This window comes from Halomonas zincidurans B6, assembly GCF_000731955.1.
GTDB classification, from domain to species: domain Bacteria; phylum Pseudomonadota; class Gammaproteobacteria; order Pseudomonadales; family Halomonadaceae; genus Modicisalibacter; species Modicisalibacter zincidurans.
Map to the genome: position 1 here is coordinate 1,251,829 of NZ_JNCK01000001.1, position 20,440 is coordinate 1,272,268.

Annotated in this window: 16 protein-coding genes; all 16 read left to right on the forward strand. The window is 66.6% G+C overall.

Features of this window, described 5'->3' with window-relative positions:
- Positions 1 to 64 precede the first annotated feature (64 nt).
- The 16 genes from HALZIN_RS0105905 to nrdR all read left to right on the forward strand — a co-directional run bounded on the left by HALZIN_RS0105905 (position 65) and on the right by nrdR (position 20,404).
- On the forward strand, positions 65 to 2,098 hold the full coding sequence (locus tag HALZIN_RS0105905) for an alpha-1,4-glucan--maltose-1-phosphate maltosyltransferase (RefSeq protein WP_031383311.1): 2,034 nt from the start codon (positions 65 to 67) through the stop codon (positions 2,096 to 2,098).
- 22 nt (positions 2,099 to 2,120) lie between these two features.
- Positions 2,121 to 5,471, forward strand: coding sequence for a maltose alpha-D-glucosyltransferase (gene treS / locus HALZIN_RS0105910; protein WP_051907397.1), 3,351 nt, complete (start codon positions 2,121 to 2,123; stop codon positions 5,469 to 5,471).
- Positions 5,468 to 7,696: a 1,4-alpha-glucan branching protein GlgB gene (glgB, locus tag HALZIN_RS0105915; protein WP_031383313.1), complete on the forward strand. Its 2,229-nt coding sequence runs from the start codon at positions 5,468 to 5,470 to the stop codon at positions 7,694 to 7,696. The genes treS and glgB overlap by 4 nt, the downstream gene beginning before the upstream one ends.
- Positions 7,697 to 7,840: 144 nt before the next feature.
- Positions 7,841 to 8,563 (forward strand): glutathione S-transferase, encoded by a 723-nt coding sequence (locus HALZIN_RS0105920; protein ID WP_031383314.1) that lies wholly within the window; start codon positions 7,841 to 7,843, stop codon positions 8,561 to 8,563.
- A gap of 178 nt (positions 8,564 to 8,741) precedes the next feature.
- Positions 8,742 to 9,452: a DUF3581 family protein gene (locus HALZIN_RS0105925; protein ID WP_031383315.1), complete on the forward strand. Its 711-nt coding sequence runs from the start codon at positions 8,742 to 8,744 to the stop codon at positions 9,450 to 9,452.
- 150 nt (positions 9,453 to 9,602) lie between these two features.
- The gene (locus HALZIN_RS0105930) at positions 9,603 to 10,469 is read left to right on the forward strand and encodes an MBL fold metallo-hydrolase (protein ID WP_031383316.1); all 867 of its coding nucleotides are present in this window, start codon (positions 9,603 to 9,605) and stop codon (positions 10,467 to 10,469) included.
- Positions 10,470 to 10,507: 38 nt separating this feature from the next.
- Positions 10,508 to 10,969, forward strand: coding sequence for a YeeE/YedE family protein (locus tag HALZIN_RS0105935; RefSeq protein WP_422723633.1), 462 nt, complete (start codon positions 10,508 to 10,510; stop codon positions 10,967 to 10,969).
- On the forward strand, positions 10,966 to 11,367 hold the full coding sequence (locus HALZIN_RS0105940) for a DUF6691 family protein (RefSeq protein ID WP_031383318.1): 402 nt from the start codon (positions 10,966 to 10,968) through the stop codon (positions 11,365 to 11,367). The genes HALZIN_RS0105935 and HALZIN_RS0105940 overlap by 4 nt, the downstream gene beginning before the upstream one ends.
- A 279-nt stretch (positions 11,368 to 11,646) precedes the next feature.
- Positions 11,647 to 12,555, forward strand: coding sequence for a beta-keto acid cleavage family enzyme (locus tag HALZIN_RS0105945; protein ID WP_031383319.1), 909 nt, complete (start codon positions 11,647 to 11,649; stop codon positions 12,553 to 12,555).
- Entirely contained in the window at positions 12,552 to 13,523 is a 972-nt protein-coding gene (locus HALZIN_RS0105950) for an L-carnitine dehydrogenase (protein ID WP_031383320.1), read from the forward strand. Before HALZIN_RS0105945 ends, HALZIN_RS0105950 begins: the two co-directional genes overlap by 4 nt.
- Before the next feature lie 11 nt (positions 13,524 to 13,534).
- Positions 13,535 to 14,035 carry a thioesterase family protein gene (locus tag HALZIN_RS0105955; protein ID WP_051907398.1) on the forward strand — a complete coding sequence of 167 codons (501 nt, stop codon included), beginning with the start codon at positions 13,535 to 13,537 and terminating at the stop codon, positions 14,033 to 14,035.
- 21 nt (positions 14,036 to 14,056) lie between these two features.
- Positions 14,057 to 14,938: an alpha/beta hydrolase fold domain-containing protein gene (locus HALZIN_RS0105960; protein ID WP_231663320.1), complete on the forward strand. Its 882-nt coding sequence runs from the start codon at positions 14,057 to 14,059 to the stop codon at positions 14,936 to 14,938.
- A gap of 182 nt (positions 14,939 to 15,120) precedes the next feature.
- Positions 15,121 to 15,966 (forward strand): cyanophycinase, encoded by an 846-nt coding sequence (locus tag HALZIN_RS0105965; RefSeq protein ID WP_031383323.1) that lies wholly within the window; start codon positions 15,121 to 15,123, stop codon positions 15,964 to 15,966.
- Complete coding sequence (cphA, locus tag HALZIN_RS0105970) at positions 15,963 to 18,605, forward strand: cyanophycin synthetase (protein WP_031383324.1); 2,643 nt, start codon at positions 15,963 to 15,965, stop codon at positions 18,603 to 18,605. The genes HALZIN_RS0105965 and cphA overlap by 4 nt, the downstream gene beginning before the upstream one ends.
- 50 nt (positions 18,606 to 18,655) lie before the next feature.
- Entirely contained in the window at positions 18,656 to 19,831 is a 1,176-nt protein-coding gene (iadA, locus tag HALZIN_RS0105975) for a beta-aspartyl-peptidase (RefSeq protein ID WP_051907400.1), read from the forward strand.
- Between the two features lie 90 nt (positions 19,832 to 19,921).
- Positions 19,922 to 20,404 carry a transcriptional regulator NrdR gene (nrdR, locus tag HALZIN_RS0105980; RefSeq protein WP_031383326.1) on the forward strand — a complete coding sequence of 161 codons (483 nt, stop codon included), beginning with the start codon at positions 19,922 to 19,924 and terminating at the stop codon, positions 20,402 to 20,404.
- Positions 20,405 to 20,440: the final 36 nt, after the last annotated feature.

Genomic DNA, 20,440 nt, shown 5'->3' on the forward strand with positions numbered 1-20,440 from the left:
GGAGTGGCCCGCGCGGTCCAATGCACAGACTGCAACTCCGCCCCAGGGACGGAAGGAGACGCCAATGACCACGCGTTCAATCCCGCAGCGGACTGCGGGTGCGGCCACTACGCCACCCCAGCGAGACGACGGTGCCTTGGCGGCGGCGCAAGCGCCACGCATCGCCATCGAATCCGTCGCGCCCTCGCTCGAGCTGGGCCGTTTCGCCGCCAAGGCGATCGCCGGCGAGCCGGTCGACGTCTCCGCGGTGATCTTCGCCGATGGCCACGATGTACTGGCCGCCGCCGTGGTCTGGTGCGACGACCAGGGCCAGTGCCGACGCGAACCGATGCATCTGGTCCGGCCGCTGGGCAAGGATATCTGGCAGGCGCGCTTCACGCCCCCGCGTGTCGGCCGGCACAGCTTCGTGATCGAGGCGTGGTGGGATGTATTTGCCACCTACCGCGACGAGCTGTTCAAGAAGCATCAGGCCGGCGTCCCGGTCGCGCTCGAGCTCGAGGAGGGCCGTCGCCTGGTGGCGGCGGCCGCCGAGCGCTCACAAGGGGCGCTGCGCGAGGCGCTTGACGGCGTGCTCGAACGCTTCCAGGCGTGCGGCAGCGAGGGCGAGCGGGTCGGTGTCATGCTCGACACGCGGACCGCGCAATCGATGCACGCCGCCGACGCGCGACCGCACCTGGCGCGCAGCGAGGCGAGCTACCCGCTCGAGGTCGAACGCCGGGCGGCCCAGTTCGCCAGCTGGTACGAGCTGTTTCCGCGTTCGGAAACCGACGACCCCAACCGGCACGGTACCTTCGACGATGTCCACAGGCGCTTGCCGATGATTCGCGACATGGGCTTCGACGTACTCTACTTCCCGCCCATCCATCCCATCGGTCGCGCCCACCGCAAGGGCCGCAACAACACGCTTCAGGCCGGCCCCGACGATCCCGGCAGCCCGTATGCCATCGGCAGCCCGGAGGGCGGCCACGAGGCGATCCATCCTCCACTCGGCAGCCGCGAGGATTTCCGCCATCTGGTCAAGGCGGCCGCCGAGCATGGCCTGGAGATCGCGCTGGACTTCGCCATCCAGTGCTCGCAGGATCATCCGTGGCTCGAGCAGCACCCGGGCTGGTTCTCCTGGCGCCCGGATGGCTCGATCCGTTATGCCGAGAATCCGCCCAAGAAGTACCAAGACATCGTCAACGTCGATTTCTATGCCGAGGACGCGGTGCCTGCGCTGTGGCTTAAGCTGCGCGACGTGGTGCAGGGCTGGGTGAATGAAGACGTGAAGATCTTTCGCGTCGACAACCCTCATACCAAGCCGCTGCCGTTCTGGGAGTGGCTGATTGCCGACATTCGCGGGCGCCACCCGGACGTGCTGTTCCTCGCCGAGGCCTTCACCCGGCCGGCGATGATGAAGCGCCTGGGCAAGATCGGCTTCAACATGAGCTACACCTACTTTACCTGGCGTCACACCAAGGCCGAGCTGACCGACTATCTGACCGAGCTCAACGAATCGCCGATGCGCGAGTGCTACCGGCCCAATTTCTTCGTCAATACACCGGATATCAATCCCTATTTCCTGCAGTCCTCGGGGCGTCCCGGATTCCTGATTCGCGCCGCGCTGGCGACTCTGGGTTCGGGACTGTGGGGCATGTACTCCGGCTTCGAGCTGTGCGAGGGCGAGCCGGTGCCGGGCAAGGAGGAGTATCTCGACTCGGAGAAGTATCAGATCAAGCCGCGGGACTATACCGCGCCCGGCAACATCGTCTACGAGATTGCCCAGCTCAACCGCATTCGCCGCGAGAATCCGGCGCTGCAGACTCATCTGGGCATCGCTTTCTACCCGGTGCACAACGAACGTCTGCTGTTTTTCGGCAAGCGTACCGACGATTTAGGCAACTTCGTGCTGGTGGCCATCAATCTCGATCCGTTCGAGGCCCAGGAGGGGGCCTTTGAGCTGCCGCTCTGGGAGTTCGAGCTGCCCGACGAGGCGGCGCTGCACGTGGAAGACTTGATGTCCGGCCATCGCTGGACATGGCATGGCAAGTGGCAGTCGATGCGCTTGGAGCCGTGGAACTTGCCGTTCGCCATCTGGCGCATCCATCCGGTGCGTTGATGATAACAAGGAGAAAAGCACCATGATGGATGCCAGCAGCGAATCGCACGCCGTCGAGGCCATCGATTTTCTCAAGGACCCGCTGTGGTACAAGGACGCCGTCATCTACCAGGTCCACGTCAAGTCGTTCTTCGACGCCAACGATGACGGCATCGGCGACTTTCGAGGGCTGATCGACAAGCTCGATTACATCGTCAGCCTGGGTGTGAACACCCTCTGGATATTGCCGTTCTACCCGTCGCCGCGTCGTGACGATGGCTACGACATTGCCGAGTACACCGGCGTCAGCCCCGATTACGGCACCCTCGAGGATGCCCAGCGCTTCATGAAGGAGGCGCACGAGCGGGGCCTACGGGTGATCACCGAACTGGTCATCAACCATACCTCGGATCAGCACGAGTGGTTCCAGCGTGCGCGCCGCGCGCCGCCGGGCTCGCCCGAACGCGATTTCTACGTGTGGTCGGATACCGATGCCAAGTATCCCGACACGCGGATCATCTTTCTCGATACCGAGTCGTCCAACTGGACCTGGGACCCGGTGGCGGGCGCCTACTTCTGGCACCGCTTCTATTCCCACCAGCCGGATCTGAATTTCGACAACCCGCAGGTGCTCGACGAAGTGCTCAAGGTCATGGCGTACTGGCTGGACATGGGCGTCGACGGGTTGCGCCTGGACGCGATTCCCTACCTGGTCGAGCGCGAGGGCACCAACAACGAGAACCTGCCCGAAACGCACGTCGTGCTCAAGAAGATCCGCGCGGTGATCGACGAGCGCTACCCCGATCGCATGCTGCTGGCCGAGGCCAACCAGTGGCCGGAGGACACGCAGCCCTACTTTGGCGGCAACGAGAGCGGCGAGGGCGACGAGTGCCACATGGCGTTCCACTTCCCGCTGATGCCGCGCATGTACATGGCGCTGGCCCAGGAGGATCGCTTCCCGATCACCGACATCCTGCGCCAGACGCCGGAGATCCCCGCCAATTGCCAATGGGCGATCTTCCTGCGCAATCACGACGAGCTGACCCTGGAGATGGTCACCGACAAGGAGCGCGACTATCTCTGGAATCATTACGCCGCCGACCGCCGCGCGCGCATCAACTTGGGGATACGCCGCCGCCTGGCGCCGCTGCTCGAGCGTGACCGGCGCCGCGTCGAGCTGCTCAACAGCCTGCTGCTGTCGATGCCGGGCACGCCGGTGCTGTATTACGGCGACGAGATCGGCATGGGCGACAACATCTACCTGGGCGATCGGGATGGCGTACGCACGCCGATGCAGTGGTCGATGGATCGCAACGGCGGCTTCTCGCGGGCGGATCCGGCCAGGCTGGTACTGCCGGCGATCATGGATCCGCTGTACGGCTTCCAGTCGGTCAACGTCGAGGCCCAGACCCGCGATCCGCATTCGCTGCTCAACAGCATGCGAAGGCTGCTCGCGGTACGCAGTCAGCATCGGGTGTTCAGCCGCGGCACCATGCGCCCGTTGTATCCGAGCAATCGGCATATCCTGGCGTATCTGCGCGAGCTGGTGCTGGACAACGGCGAGTCCGAGGTGTTGCTGTGCGTGGCCAACGTGGCGCGCAACGCCCAGGCGGTGGAGCTCGACCTGTCGGCCTTCGCCGGTCAGGTGCCGGTGGAGATGGTCGGCGGCAGCGCCTTCCCGCCGATCGGCAAGTTGCCCTACCTGCTGACGGTGTCGCCCTACGGCTTCTACTGGTTTCTGCTGGCCCCCGAGACCGCGATGCCCGAGTGGCACGTGCCGGCTCCCGAGGCGATGCCGGATTACGTCACCTTGATCATCAAGCGCCAGCTCGAGGAAATCCTCGACGCGCCATCGCGGGGCATGCTGGAGAACGAGGCGCTGCTCAAGTACTTGCCCAAGCGGCGCTGGTTTGCTGCCAAGCAGTCACGCATCGACCGGGTGAATATCCTGTATGCGGTGCGCATCGAGGATGCTCAGCACACCCTGCTGCTCAGCGAGCTCGAGGTCCAGCATTCCCGGGGGACCGATCGCTACCTGCTGCCGCTGGGCTTTCTCGGCGAGGACGACCGCAGTGGTGCGATGGCCCAACAGCTCGCCCTGGCGCGGGTGCGTCGTGGGCGCGATGTCGGCCTGCTGACCGATGCGCTGGGGCTGGACGCCTTCGCCCTGCGCATTCTCGACTTGCTGCGTAGCGGGGCGAGCCTGCCTTGCGGTGAGGGCGAGATCCGCTTCATCCCCACGCCGGCGCTTGACGCGCTGGACCTGCCCGAGGACGTCGACGTGGCCCACAACAACGTCGAGCAATCCAACAGCTCGGTGATCATCGGCCACGAGGTGGTGCTCAAGCTGTTCCGCCGCCTGGAGCCGGGGCTGCATCCCGAGGCCGAGATCGGCCGCTATCTGAGCGGGCACGGTTTCGAGCATGTGCCGCCCTTGTATGGCGAGGTGGCGCGTCGCAATGCCGACGGCGAGTCGCAGACCCTGATGCTGTTGCAGGGCTTTATCGCCAATCAGGGCGATGCCTGGTCGTGGACGCGCAACGCGCTCGAGCGGGCAATCCGCGAGGTGGGCGAGGAGAGCGAAGCGAGCAGCGAGGAGGGCGGCTACAGCGCGCTGGACGAACTCGAGGAGTTCGCCACGACCCTGGGACAGCGCCTGGGCGAGCTGCACCGGGTACTGGCGATGGCGAGCGAGAATCCCGACTTCACCCCGGAGCAGGCCAATGAGACGCATGTGTCGGCCTGGACACAGCGTATCCGCGAGCAGATCGAGACGGCGCTGGAGCTGCTCGCACGGTATAAGGGCAATGCCGGTGAAGCCGACCAGGCCTTGGCCGATCGGGTGCTGGCCGAGCGCGATGCGCTGCTGGCCGCCGTCGAGCCGCTGGCGCAACAGGCCAGGGGCAGTCTGCTGACCCGCATTCATGGCGATCTGCATCTCGGTCAGGTGCTGGTGGCGCACGACGATGCCTACCTCATCGACTTCGAGGGAGAGCCCGCCCGCACGCTGGCGGAGCGGCGCGCCAAGGACAGCCCGCTGCGCGATGTCGCCGGCATGCTGCGTTCGTTCGACTATGCCGGCGCCAAGATGGACGAAGCCACCGCCGTCAAGCCGAACGACGAAAGCGCGATCGAGGTGGCTCACGGGGTCGCCGAGCGCTACCTGATGGCCAGCCGACGCGCCTTTCTCGAGGCCTATTGGCAGAGCAGCGCCGAGGTTGCCCATCGCTGGGCTTCTCGGCAAGGCGCCGAGGCCGCGCTCGAGCTGTTCGTGCTGGAAAAGACGGTCTACGAGATCGCCTACGAGGCCGCCAACCGTCCCGCCTGGCTGGGCGTGCCGCTGCGCGGCCTGGCGGCCATCGTCGACCAACTGTCCATGAGAGGGGCACCATGACCGATCTCAACGTCAACGCCGTCAAGGACGATGTGCTCTGGTTGTCTCCCGACGACGCCGAAGCGCTGGCCCGTGGCACGCACGGCAATCCCTTTGCGCTGCTTGGCGTGCACGCCTGCGGCGCGGAGGACGCGGAATCCTGCCTGCTGCGGGTCTACCTGCCCGGTGCGCTGGGGGTGGACGTGCTCGATCGCGACACCGGCCAGCGACGCTGCAGTCTGACCGGCATCCAGATTCCGGGGCTGTTCGCGGGCCGGTTGCCGCATGTCGCGCCGTACACGCTGTACATCCGCTGGCCGGGCGGCGAGCAGCAGAGCGAGGATCCCTATTCGTTCGATCTGCTGCTCGGCGAGACGGATCTGTACCTGATCGGCGAGGGCAATCACCGTAACCTGGGCCACTGCCTGGGCGCCCAGCCGCTGGAAGTGGATGGCGTGCCCGGCGTACGCTTTGCCGTCTGGGCGCCGAATGCCCGGCGCGTCTCGGTGGTGGGGAATTTCAATGCCTGGGACGGCCGGCGGCACGTGATGCGCCTGCGTCATCCCGCCGGGGTCTGGGAGTTGTTCCTGCCCCGTCTGGGGCCGGGCGAGCCCTACAAGTACGAGATCCTCGACGCGCATGGCGCCATCGCGCTCAAGGCCGACCCGGTGGCGCTGGCCACCCAGACGCCGCCGCACACGGCCTCGGTGGTCGCCGACACCACGCCGTTCGTCTGGCACGACGCCGAGTGGATCGCCCAGCGTGGCGAGCAGCAGGCGCCCGGCCAGCCAGTTTCCGCCTATGAAGTGCATGCCGCCTCGTGGCGCAAGCACGGCGGACACGACGGCGTCACCTACAGCTGGCACGACCTGGCCGATCACCTGATCCCCTACGTGCTCGAAATGGGCTTCACGCATGTCGAACTGCTGCCGATCATGGAGCACCCGTTCGGCGGTTCCTGGGGCTACCAGCCATTGAGTCAGTTCGCGCCCAGCGGACGCTTCGGCAAGCCCAAGGACTTCGCCTACTTCGTCGATGCCTGCCACGCCGCCGGCCTGGGCGTGATCCTCGATTGGGTGCCGGCGCACTTTCCCACCGATCCGCATGGCCTGGCGCGCTTCGACGGCACCGCGCTCTACGAGTACGAGCACCCGTTCGAGGGCTTTCACCAGGACTGGAACACCTACATCTACAACCTGGGGCGCCGTGAGGTGCACGGCTTCATGCTGGCCTCGGCGCTCTACTGGCTGCGTCATTACCACGTTGATGCGCTGCGCGTCGACGCCGTGGCCTCGATGCTGTATCGCAACTACTCGCGCAACGAGGGCGAGTGGATTCCCAACCAGTACGGCGGCCAGGAGAATCTCGAGGCGATCGATTTCCTGCGCCACTTGAACGACGTGGTCGCCGAGGAGGTGCCCGGTGCGGTGGTGATCGCCGAGGAGTCCACCGCCTGGCCGGGGGTCACCCAGCCGACCCGCGATGGCGGCCTGGGCTTCGCCTACAAGTGGAACATGGGCTGGATGCACGACACTCTGGAGTACATCGCCAAGGACCCGGTGTATCGCTCGTACGCCCATCACGAGCTGACCTTCCCGATGGTCTATGCGTTTTCCGAGAAGTACGTGCTGCCGATCTCTCATGACGAGGTAGTGCACGGCAAGGGCTCGCTGATCAACAAGATGCCCGGCGACGAATGGCAGCGCTTCGCCAACCTGCGTGCCTACCTGTCGATCATGTGGACCCAGCCCGGCAAGAAGCTTCTGTTCATGGGCTGCGAATTCGGCCAGTGGCGCGAATGGAGCCACGATCGCGAGCTCGACTGGTCGCTGCTCGGCGAGGCCCAGCATGCCGGCATCCAGCGTCTGGTCGGCGATCTCAACCGGCTCTATCAGGAGGAAACGCCGCTGCATCAGCGCGATACGGAACCGGAAGGTTTTGCCTGGGTGGTCGGCGACGACAGCACCCACAGCGTATTCGCCTGGCTGCGCTGGAACCTGGTCGGCGAGCCGCTGCTGGTGGTCGCCAACATGACGCCGGTGCCGCGTTACGACTATCGGCTCGGCGTGCCGACCATGGGCCACTGGGAGGAGATCTTCAACAGCGATGCGCAGCGCTACGGCGGGTCCAACCTGGGCAACATGGGACAGATCCAGGCCCTCGATACACCGCTGCACGGGCAGACCGCCAGTATCTCGCTGACGCTGCCGCCGCTGGGGGTGATCATGCTGCGACCGCCGCGCTAAACGCCGCCCGACTCAAGCGCTCGCGTCACCGACGCGACGCTTGTCGATAACCGTTCGGCGGTCGTGATGGATCGCCGCGTTCAATCGTCTACCTTGAAAGCCAGCAGCGAAGGATGTCGAAAGCGGCAGCAAGGAGAAAGGTCGATGCGTTACGAACTCTATTACTGGCCAACCATCCAGGGGCGCGGCGAATTCGTGCGCCTGGCGCTGGAAGACGCCGGCGCCGATTACGAGGATGTCGGCAACCAGGCGGACGCCGGGATTACCGAGATCTCCTACTATCTGGAGGGGCAGGCGACCGTCAGGCCGCCGTTCGCACCGCCGTTCCTCAAGGCCGGCGAAACCGTCGTTTCGCATGTCGCGAACATCCTGCAGTTTCTCGGCCCGCGGCTTGCGCTGGTTCCCGACGATGAGCAGAGCCGGCTGTGGGCGCACGGCCTGCAACTGACGCTGACCGATTTCGTCGCCGAGATTCACGACGTGCATCATCCGCTCGGCGCGAGCCTGTATTACGAGGATCAGCAGGCCGAGGCTAGGCAGCGCGCGGCGCTCTTCCTCGACGAACGCCTGCCCAAGTTTCTCGGCTACTTCGAGCAGGTGCTCGAACTCAACCCCGAGAGCGAGGCGTGTCTGGTCGGCGTCGCTCACAGTTACGTCGACCTGTCGCTGTTCCAGGTGGTGAGCGGCTTGCGCTATGCCTTCCCGCGCGCCATGGCCAGGCATGAAGAGGCCTTTGCGCGCGTCAGCGAACTGGCCCGGCGCGTCGCCGAGCGGCCCAGCATCGCCGCCTATCTGGCATCGTCGCGGCGCCTGCCATTCAATGAAAGCGGCGTGTTCCGTCACTATCCGGAACTGGACACAGATTGACCGACGACAACGATCGCGCAACCCGATTCGTGGCGATGCGGTTGGAGCTGGTCAGCGCGCACGTTCGATGGTAGAACGCAGCTACCGGCACCGCCTCGGCGCTTTATAACAACTAGCCAGCTAGCCGTTTGCCGGTTCTTTCGTTCATGCAAGTGTTTATCCAGGTACCAGGACTGGCATGTTTCTCGACGAGTTCTACACCGAAGCCGACGGCTGGCTGCGTATCGATGCGCAACAGGCCAGCCGCTTCGCCAAGCGCATGGCTGGCGATCACAATCCCATTCATGACCCCGACGCCCGGCGCTTCTGTGTGCCCGGCGATCTGCTGTTTGCCCTGGCTCTGGTAAAACATGGCCTGGCTCAGCGCATGACCTTCCATTTTCGCGGCATGGTCGGCGACAACGTACCGCTCAGGTTTGCCGTGGACGACGAGGGCGGGCTGAGCGTCGTCGACGATGCCGGCAAGCAATACCTGTACGTCGAGCGCAGCGGCGAGACCACCCACGACCCGGCGGTTATCGAGCGCTTCACGCGGCGCTATATCGCCTTCTCGGGACGTAACTTCCCGCATTACCTCAAGCCGCTCATGGAAGACAACGGGGTCATGTTCAATCCCCAGCGGCCACTGGTGATCTACGACAGCATGGGCTTTCAGCTCGATGCGCTGCCCGGCGACGGGCTCGAGGTGGCCTTCGACGGTGCCCGCTTCGACATTCAGGGCAAGCGGGGCGAAGCACGCCTGGCCTTTCGCATGCGTGCCGGCGGCCAGCCGCTGGGCACCGGTGCCAAGAAACTGGTCGTCAGCGGGCTACAGCCCTACGATGCCGAGGTCATGGAATCCTTCGTCGAGATCTTCTCGCGACGCAAGGCCGAGTACGAGGCAGGCTGAACGGCGCGCGGCAGATAGTGGCGGGCGCTCGCGCTCGACAATAATGAGGGTGAATAGCCTCGATCGTGATATAGATCAAAAAAGAATAATGATATAGCGATAAATTGCGCTATGCTGATTGCCGCTCAATCGCATAACGAGGAATCATCCATGCGCAATCCCGTTGTCAGCCACTTCTTCGACGAGCCCACCAACACTTTCAGCTATGTGATTCGCGATCCCGACAGCCGGGCCTGCGCAATCCTCGATTCGGTGCTCGACTTCGATTACGCCGCGGGTCGCACCGATGTGCGCTCCGCCGACGAGATCATCGCCTTTGTGCGTGACAACGGCCTCGCGGTGGAGTGGATTCTCGAGACTCACGTTCACGCCGACCATCTTTCCGCGGCGCCCTACCTGCACGACAAGCTGGGCGGCAAGACGGGCATCGGTGCACGTATCACCGAGGTACAGGAGGTCTTTGGCAAGGCCTTCAATGCCGGGAGCGAATTCGCCCGCGACGGCAGCCAGTTCGACCGGCTGTTCGAGGAGGGCGATACCTTCGCCATCGGCAATCTTCAGGGGCGGGTGCTGCACACGCCCGGCCATACGCCGGCCTGTCTGACCTACGTGATCGGCGATGCCGCCTTCGTCGGTGATACTTTGTTCATGCCCGATTACGGCACCGCGCGCTGTGACTTTCCCGGCGGCGATGCGCGCACCCTGTACCGCTCGATCCACAAGGTGCTGGCGCTGCCCGGCGAGACGCGGCTGTTCCTCTGCCACGACTACAAGGCGCCGGGGCGAGACAGTTACGCACACCAGACCACGGTGGCCGAGCAGCGTCGCGATAACGTGCACGTGCACGACGGTGTGGGCGAGGAGGAATTCGTCACCCTGCGCCGCGATCGCGACGCCAGCCTGGGCATGCCGCGGCTGATCCTGCCGTCGGTACAGGTCAATATGTGTGCCGGCCACTTCCCGCCGGCCGGGGACAACGGGCAGGTGTATCTCAAGGTGCCCATCAACCACTTCTGAATCAACCATTTCTGAGAGGATGCACGGAGGGACGCGACTTGGACATGATGACGAGCCTGCAGGGCCTGATCGGCGGGGTGCTGATCGGCCTCTCGGCGGTATGGCTGATGGCTGCGCTGGGCCGGATCGCCGGTATCAGCGGGATTCTCTCGGGGCTTTTGTGGGAGCGGCCCGACGGCGACAGCGCCTGGCGACTGACGTTTCTGCTCGGCCTGATCAGCGGTCCGCTGCTGCTGATGCTGACCGGCGGCGGCCTGGGCAATGTCGCCGACTCGCCGGGGGAGGTAATCGGTGCACCCGTTGGCGGGGTGGGGACGATGCTCGTCGCCGGCCTGCTGGTGGGGCTGGGAACCGGACTTGGCAGCGGCTGTACCAGTGGGCATGGGGTATGCGGCATGGCGCGACTGTCGCTGCGTTCGCTGGTGGCAACCCTGATATTCGTGGCCATGGCAATGGCCACGGTGTATGTGATGCAGCATATCGTCGAAGGGGCGCAATGAAGACGCTGATGGGATACCTGGCTGGACTGTTGTTCGGACTGGGGCTGGCGATCGGCGGCATGACCGACCCGGCGCGGGTGATCGGCTTTCTCGATATTGCCGGCGACTGGGATCCGACGCTGATCTTCGTGTTCGGCGGCGCGGTCGTGACGACGTTCATAGGCTATCGGCTGGTCTGGAAGCGCGGCACACCCTGGCTGGGCTCACGCTTCGCGTTGCCTACCCGGCGCGACCTGGACGCGCGGTTGCTCGGCGGGGCGGCGTTGTTCGGGATTGGCTGGGGGCTTTCCGGCTACTGCCCCGGGCCGGCGGTAGCATCGATCGCCGATCTGAGCGTACCGCTGACGGCGATGCTCGTTGCCATGGCTGGTGGCTGGTGGCTGGCACGGCGCGTGTGACTTTCGCTGACTGACTTTTCGCTGCAGAAGCTCTCCGCTGCAAAAGCTCTCAATCGCACTAACCTTTTCACCAAAACTCTTCTCTCCACAAACTCTTCTCTCCACAAACTCTTCTCTCCACAAACTCTCAAGGCCGGGGCGTGGAAGTGGCGATCTTCGCGATAAGAGGCCATGCTCGCTGCCCGCTTCGGCGCGTGATGCGCAGCGTGTGTCGCTTTTCGTCAAATGATGACGGCGCTCAGCGACGACACTGTGCACAACGTCACGTGGAGGATAGTCATGCAATCCAGGATCATTCTTACCTGTGCGGTCACCGGGGCCGGCGACACCACCGCCAGGAACCCCAACGTGCCGGTCACCCCCAGGCAGATCGCCGACAACTGCATCGAGGCCGCCAAGGCCGGCGCCAGCGTGGCGCATATTCACGTCCGCGATCCCGAGACCGGCGGCATCAGCCACTCGCAGGATCACTTTCGCGAAGTGATGGAGCGGGTGCGTGAAGCCGACACCGATATCGTCATGAACATCACCGCCGGCGGCGGCGGCGACTGGGTGCCGGATACCGACGATCCTTATCGCGGCGGCCCGGGCAGCGACATCCAGACCCCGGCCGAGCGTCACGCGCCGGTCGGCGAGCTGCTGCCCGAGCTGTGCACCCTGGACTGCGGCAGTCTCAACTTCGGCGACTCGGTCTATATCAACAGCGCCGACTGGCTGCGCGAACACGCCCGGCTGGTGCAGGCCGCGGGGGTCAAGCCGGAACTCGAGTGCTTCGACCTGGGCCATGTGTGGTTCGCCCGCCAGCTGCAGCAGGAGGGGCTGATCGACGGCGACCCGCTCTACCAGCTGTGCCTGGGCATTCCCTGGGGCGCCGAGGCCGACACCGAGACCATGCTGGCGATGCGCAACAAGCTGCCGGCGAACGCCATCTGGGCGGCCTTCGGCATCGGCCGCGCGCAGATGCCGATGGTCGCCCAGGCGGCCCTGCTCGGCGGTCATGCGCGGGTCGGCCTGGAAGACAATCTGTATCTGAAAAAGGGCGTGCTGGCGCGCAATGGCGAGCTGGTCGAGAAGGCCGCCGGACTCATCGAAAATCTCGGCGCGCGGGTGATGACTCCTGCCGAGACCCGCGCCCACCTGGCGCTGCGCGAGCCGCACACCGGCCAGACTGCCGGAGGTGACGCATGAGCCAGCAACCCCCGACGAAGCGACTCGCCGTGATCGGTACCGGGGTGATCGGCAACGGTTGGATCGCCCGCGCGCTGGGCCGCGGCTGGGACGTGGTCGCCTGCGATCCGGCGCCCGGCGCCGAGGCCCGCACCCGCAGCGCGGTGAAGCAGGCCTGGCCGTCGCTCGAGCGCCTGGGCCTGGCCGAGGGCGCCGATCCGGGGCGACTGACCTTCGTCGATAGCCTCGAGACCGCCGTGGCCGACGCCGATCTGGTTCAGGAGAACGTCCCCGAGCGGCTCGAGCTCAAGCGCCAGATTCTCGCCAAGCTCGATGCCGCCGCCGATCCGCAGACGCTGATCGGCTCGTCGACCTCGGGCTTCAAGCCCAGCGATCTTCAACAGGATTGCGCGAAGGCTCCCGGCCGGGTAATCGTCGCCCATCCGTTCAACCCGGTCTACCTGCTGCCGCTGGTCGAGCTGGTGGGCGGCGAGGCCACCACCCACGGCCAGACCGAGCGCGCCCGGGCACTGTATCAGCAGCTGGCGATGCGCCCGCTGGTGGTGCGCCGCGAGATCGAGGGGCATATCGCCGACCGGCTGATGGAAGCGCTGTGGCGCGAGGCGCTGCACCTGGTCAACGACGGCGTGGCCACCACCGAGGAGATCGATGCCGCGGTGGTCTACGGTTGCGGGCTGCGCTGGTCGCTGATGGGCACCTTCCTGACCTTCCATCTGGCCGGCGGCGATGGCGGCATGCGCCACATGCTCGCGCAGTTCGGTCCAGCGCTGAAACTGCCGTGGACCAAGCTCGAGGCGCCGGAACTCACCGACGAGTTGATCGCCAAGGTGGCGGCCGGCTGCGAGCAGCAGGCCGCCGGCCGCTCGGTCGCCGAACTGGAGGCGCGCCGCGACGAATTCCTGGTGCGCCTGCTGGCGCTGGTCGAGGAGTACTGGCCCGAGGCCGAGGGGCTCAAGGGTCATATATGACGGAGACGGTCATGAGCGAAGCGAATCCAGGTCCTGTCGCTCAGCGCATCCTGGCCACCACGGTGGCGGCCGGCTGGGTCGACTATAACGGCCACATGAACGATGCCGCCTACGCGCTGGTGTTCTCGCAGGCGGTGGATGCGCTGATGGCGGCGATCGACCTCGACGCCGCCGGGCGCGCGCGCCACGCCTATACTCTGTATACGTTGGAGATCCATCTGAGCTATCGGCGCGAGGCGCACCGCGATCAGCCATTGACGGTCGAGGTGATATTGCTCGACCGTGACGCCAAGCGCCTGCATGCATTCTTCAGCATGCGCGACGAGGCGGGCGAATGCCTGGCGACCAGCGAGCAGATGCTGATGGGCATCGCCACCGACAGCGGCCGGCCGGGACCGTTTCCCGAACCGGTGACGGCGCACATCGCCGCCTTGCCGCACTGCGTGAGCGGCGCTTGGCCGGCGCTGGCCGGCCGGCGCATCGCCATCCCCCGGCGGGAGGCGTCCACTTGAGCGAGACGAGCAGGAGGCAGCATGTCAGCCAGCGACGCGGACAACACCGCCGACATCGGCGTGGACGATTTCATTCGGCGTTTCGAGCGCGGCATGCAGGCGGTGACCGCCGCCGAAGACACGCTCACCGCGCGGCGCCGCTATGAAGCGCTGTGCAAAAGCTTCGCCCCGCCGGATCCCGACTCGCTGAGCGTCGTGGATAGCGAGCTCGACGGCGTTCGGGTGCGCCGTCTGCGCCCGTCGGGGATCAATGACGGCACCGCGACCGATGCCCGTGGCAATGAATGCATTCTCTACATCCACGGTGGCGGCTGGAGCCTGGGCTCGGCGAAGAGCCATCATGGCATTGCCGCGGATCTCGCGGTGCGCCTCCAGCGCGAGGTGATCAGCGTCGACTATCGGTTAGCCCCCGAGGCCGACTACAGCCAGGCCATCGACGACTGTCACGCGGTCGCCGAACTGGCCCGTCCGGTCGCGCTCATCGGCGACAGCGCCGGGGCCAGGCTGGGTCTGGACCTGGCCCGGCGGCTCGACTGGCAGCCGCCGCTGGGACTTGTCTACCCACCGGTAGGCACGCCCAGCCTGGAGACCCTGGGAGCGGATGCACCGCTACTCACTCGCGAGGATGTCCTTGCCAGTTGGCGGCAGGTCGCCCGCAGCGTTTCCAAACTGTGCGAAGCGCGGGCGCCGGCGCCGCAGATCGTCGCCCTGGCGGTCGAGCGCGATCCGTTGACACGGCCCTTCGAGGCGGCGATCGCCGACTGGCGCGCCAGCGGCGCCGAAATCGACTACTTCTGTGCGGCGGGCATGGTCCACGGCGCGCTGCATGCGCACGCCCGTTTGCCGGCGATGCGCGACGCCTGGGCTGCTTTCTGCCAGGCCTTGAAGGTACGCCTGGGCTGAGCCGCGCGCGGCGAATCCACGCCGCTTGCCATATTGTGCCTGCCTGATCCGCATGGGCAGCTAGACTGGCAGTAATCGGACGTTCCCCGCCTGGCGAGCCGCGACGGGAATAGCCGAGTTGGTTCCATGCGTTTTCAAAAGCGTCGCTCGGCGGCGAAAGGCTAATGGCAGCATCCTCTCTCGTGCCCCACGCTCTCGCAACTCGCGGTCCGCTGATCGCCATCGGCGGTGCCGAGGACCGGACCTCCGATCTGGCGGTCCTCAACCAGGTCTTTTCCCGCGCCCCGGCGGGCAACGCGGAGGTTGCGGTGATCGCCACCGCGAGCTCGATCCCCGGGCAGATCCTGCCTATCTATCAAGCCGCCTTCGAGCGGCTGGGCGCGAGTCAGGTCCACACGCTGGCGATGGAGGGTCGCCGCCAGGCGGCCGATGGCGAGATCGTGCGGCTGATCGAGCGCAGCGGGGTGATCTTCTTCACCGGCGGCGATCAGCTGCGATTGACCCACGTGATGGGCGGCTCGCCGGCGCTCAAGGCAATCCGCGCCCGCTTGCGGGCCGGCGCGGTGGTGGCCGGCACCAGCGCGGGGGCGGCGGCGCTGCCGAGCACCATGATCTACAACAGCACCGCCGAGGATGCCCTGCGCAAGGGCGCGGTCAACATGACCTCGGGGCTCGGGCTGGTCGAGGGATTGATCATCGACAGCCATTTCCTCAAGCGCGGCCGCTTCACGCGGCTGATGGAGGTCGGGGCGGCCAATCCGCAACAGCTCGGGGTCGGCCTCAGCGAGGACGCCGGGGTGGTCATTCATCCTCACGGCGTGCTCGAGGCGATCGGCCCGGGCCACGTGATCATCATCGACAGCCGCGACCTGGCCAGTTCGAACATCGCCGAGCTGGAGATGGGCGCGCCGGTGGCGATCGAGAACATGATCCTGCATGCGCTGATCAGCGGCAACGGCTTCGACGTCGAGGCGCGACGCTATCTCGCCAGCGAGGCGCTACGGGCCTGCCTCGCGGAGAGTCGATGAACATTCTCGAACATCGCGCCCTGCGCGGGCCGAACTACTACAGCCGCTACCTGGCGATCTTCATGCGCCTGGACATCGGCGAACTCGAACAGCGGCCGAGCGACACCATGCCCGACGTCGTCGCGCGTCTCACCGAGCAGATGCCCACCCTCGCGGAGCATCGCTGTTCGATCGGTCGCCGCGGCGGCTTCCTGGAGCGGCTGGCCCGCGGCACCTGGGCCGGGCACGTCGTCGAGCACGTGGCGATCGAACTGCAGAACCTGATCGGCTTCTCGGTGGGCTACGGCAAGACGCTGGATACCTATGAGACGGGCATCTACAACGTCATCTATCGTTACCGGGACGAGGCCTGCGGGCTGGCGGCCGGCGTCGAGGCGGTGGACTTCGTCGAGCGTCTGTTCGACGGTCGGGCGATCGACATGCCAATGATCATTGCACGGCTCAAGACGGTCCGCGACGCGCACATGCTGGGGCCGTCCACCGCCTCGATCGTCGCTGCGGCAAGCCAGCGCGGCATCCCCTGGACGCGGCTGAGCGAGGACAGCAGCTATGTGCAGCTCGGCCACGGCCATCGTCAGCAGCGCATCCAGGCGACCGTGACGGGGCGTACCGGGTTGCTCGGCTACAGCATCGCCGACGACAAGCACTGGACCAAGCAACTGCTCGACGATGCGGGGATTCCGGTGCCGCGCGGCTGGGTGTGCGATTCGTACGAGGCGGCGCTCGAGGCGGCGCGAAACCTGGGCTATCCGCTCGCGGTGAAGCCGCTGGCGGGCAATCACGGCCGCGGCGTGAGCACCGACATCCACGATGGTCACGACCTGCGCGAGGCTTTCGAGACCGCGGCCCGGCAGCACCCGTCGGTGATCGTCGAGCAGTACATCCGTGGCGACGACCACCGCCTGCTGGTGATCGACGGCACCCTCGTCGCCGCGGCGCGGCGGCGTCCGGCGCATGTCGTCGGCGACGGCGTCTCCACCCTGCAAGCGCTGGTTGAGACCGAGAATCGCGATCCCCGGCGCGGCCTGGGCCACGAGAACCTGCTCACCCGGATCGAGCTGGACGCCCAGTCGCAGCGCTTGATCGAGCAGCAGAACCTGACCCCGCAGAGCGTGGTCGCCAGCGGCGAGATCGTCTACCTCAAGGCCACCGCCAACCTGAGCACCGGCGGCACGGCCACCGACGTGACCGACGAGGTCCACCCGGGAGTCCGCTACCTGGCGGAGCGCATCGCACGGTTGGTGGGGCTCGACATCATCGGCATCGACCTGGTGGCCGAGACCCTGAGCCGCCCGCTGGAGGAACAGGCCGCGGCGGTGGTCGAGGTCAACGCCGGGCCGGGGTTTCGCATGCACCTGTCGCCGACCCATGGCGAGGGCCGCGAGGTCGGCCGCCACGTGGTGGATATGTTGTTCGCCGAGGGCGACGACGGGCGCATCCCGATCGTCGCGGTCACCGGCACCAACGGCAAGACCACCACGGTCAGGCTGCTTGCCCACCTGCTGCGCCAGGCCGGGCGCAAGGTGGGCATGGCCTGCACCGGCGGCATCGAAATCGACAACCACGTAATCCTGCGCGGCGATTACAGTGGCCCCCAGGCGGCGGCCATCGTGCTGCGCGAACCGACCGTCGAGTACGCGGTACTCGAGGTGGCGCGTGGCGGGATCATGCGCCGCGGGCTGGGCTTCGACGCCTGCGACGTGGGGGTGCTGCTGAACATCGCCAGCGATCATCTCGGCGAAAGCGACATCCATAGCCTCGACGACCTGGCGCGCTGCAAGACGGTGGTCATCGATGCGGTGCGCGAGGGCGGAAAGGCCGTGCTCAATGCCGACGATTCCCGGACGCTGGCGGCCCAGGAGTGGGTGCGGGGCGAGAGTATCTTCTTCACCCTGGATTCCGACTCGCGGGCGGTGCGGCGTCACGTCCGCGAGCACGGCGTGGCCTTCACCGTGGTCAACGGCTGCATCGTGATGCGCCAGGGGCACGTCGAGGCCGAGATCGTTCCGGTCCTTGACGTGCCCATCGCCTTCGAGGGCCATGCCCGCTTCAACGTCGCCAACGCGCTGGCCGCCGCCGCCGCCGCCCATGCGCTGGGACTGGGCATCGCCGACATCCAGCGCGGCCTGCGTACCTTCCACCCCTCGCATGGCCAGAACCCCGGACGCACCAACCTGATCATGGCCGACGGGGTCCAGGTGCTGGTCGACTACGGCCACAACGTCGCGGCGCTCATCGCCCTCGACGAACTGATCTGCCGGCTGCCCGCGCGGCGACGCATCGGCGTGGCCAGCGCGCCGGGCAACCGCCGTGACGAGGATCTCGTGGCGCTGGGCGAGCAGCTCGCCAGGATGCACGATGCGCTCTATATCTACGAAACCGATCCGCGTGGGCGCGCCGCCGGCGAAACCGCCGCGCTGCTGGGGCGTGGCGCCGAATCGCCGGCCGCCGCTGGCCACGCCGGGCGCGGCGACCATGTCTGTCGCGTCGCGCTGATCATGGACGAGAACCAGGCCATCGATGCGGCCTTCGCCGAGGCCGATCAGGGCGACCTGTTGGTCCTGTTGATCGACGACATCGACAGCGTCATCGCGCGACTCAAGGGGCGCCGGTTCGGCGCCGTGGCCGAGGGCTTGTGATCGGCCGCGAGGGACCACCGATCATGGCTGACACGAACGGAGGAGTGCCCATGGCGCTAGAGGTCGAGGAAAGCGCGGCGCTGCTGACGCTGATCCGCGTCGGTCATATCTACGCCCCCGAGCCGCTCGGCGCCGGCGACATCCTGATCGCCGGCGGTCGCATCGCCGCGATCGGAGCCCCCCTCGAGGTCCCGTCCGGCTGGCCGCTGCGGATCGTGGAGGCGCCCGAACTGACCGCGGTGCCGGCATTCATCGACCAGCACGTCCACGTCACCGGTGGTGGCGGGGAGGGCGGCTGCGCCACCCGTTGCCCGGAGATTACCGCGCTCGAGATCGCCGCGATGGGCATCGGCACCGTGGTCGGCGTGCTGGGCACCGACAGCGTCAGCCGCTCGCCGGCGGATCTGCTGGCCAAGGTTCGCGGGCTGCGCGCCGAGGGCATCGCGGCCTACCTGTATACCGGCGCCTATCGGGTGCCGCCGCCGACCCTGACCGGCGACCTGCAGCGCGACCTGGCGTGGATCCCCGAGGTGCTCGGCCTGGGCGAACTGGCGATTTCCGACCACCGCTCGAGCCAGCCGCGTCAGCACGAGATCGAGCGGCTGGTGAGCGACGTCCGGGTGGGGGCGATGCTGGCCGGCAAGCGCGGCATCTGCCACTTCCATGTCGGCGACGGCGAGCGCGGGCTGGAGCCGCTGCGACGGCTGCTGAGCGAAACCGAGATACCCGCCGAGCAGGTGATCCCCACCCACGTCAATCGTCGCCGGGCGCTGCTCGAGGAGGCCGCGGACTACGCCCTGCGCTTTGGCGCGAACGTCGACGTGACGGCCTTCGAGGACCCAGGAGAGGCGGGGCTCGATGGCTTCGACGCGGTCTGCCGGCTGCTCGAGCGCGGCGTCCCGCTGGCGCGCATCACGTTGAGTTCCGACTGCAACGGCAGCCTGCCGGAGTTCGACGCTGCGGGACGCTATCTGGGCATGCGGGTGGCGCGAAACACCGCCCTGATCGCCGCCTGGCGGCGCTTGGTGCAAGAGGGCGTGCTGCCGCTGGAGCGGGCGCTCGGACTGATTTCCGGGCACGTCGCGCAGGTGCTCGGGCTGCAGCATCGCAAGGGGCGACTGGCAGTCGGCCACGACGCCGATGTGACGCTCGTCGACGCCGCGCTCACGCCGTGCCAGACCTTCGTCAATGGCCGCCGTGTGTATGATGTCGGGACGGCCGGCTGACGGCATGCTCGGGCAGCGGCGTCGGCGATTTCCGCGCGACGGCCCATTCCCGTTACACTATCAGGATTGGTCCATGGCGGATGTCGAGCGATGCATTGTCCCTTTTGCGGTAAGAACGACACCAAGGTCACCGACTCGCGGCTGGTCGCCGAGGGCGATCAGGTGCGACGGCGTCGTCAGTGCGCCGGTTGCGGTGAGCGTTTCACCACCTACGAGACCGCCGAACTGGTCATGCCGCGGGTGATCAAGGCCGATGGCTCGCGGGAATCGTTCGACGAACGCAAGCTGCGCGACGGCATGCTGCGCGCGCTGGAGAAACGCCCGGTGAGCGCCGAGTCCACCGAGGCCGCCGTCGAACGCATTCGCCAGCGCCTGCGCGCCCGCGGCGAGCGCGAAATCGAGGCCGGCGAGATCGGTGAGGAGGTGATGCGCGCCTTGAAGCGTCTCGATCAGGTCGCCTACATTCGCTTCGCCTCGGTCTACCGGCGCTTCCAGGACATCGACGAGTTTCGTGCCGAGATCGACCGTCTGGCCCAGGAGCCCAATTTCTCGCCCAACGAGGAAGAGCACTGAGCACCTGCTTATCGGCGCGGCGTGCTCCGAGGCGTT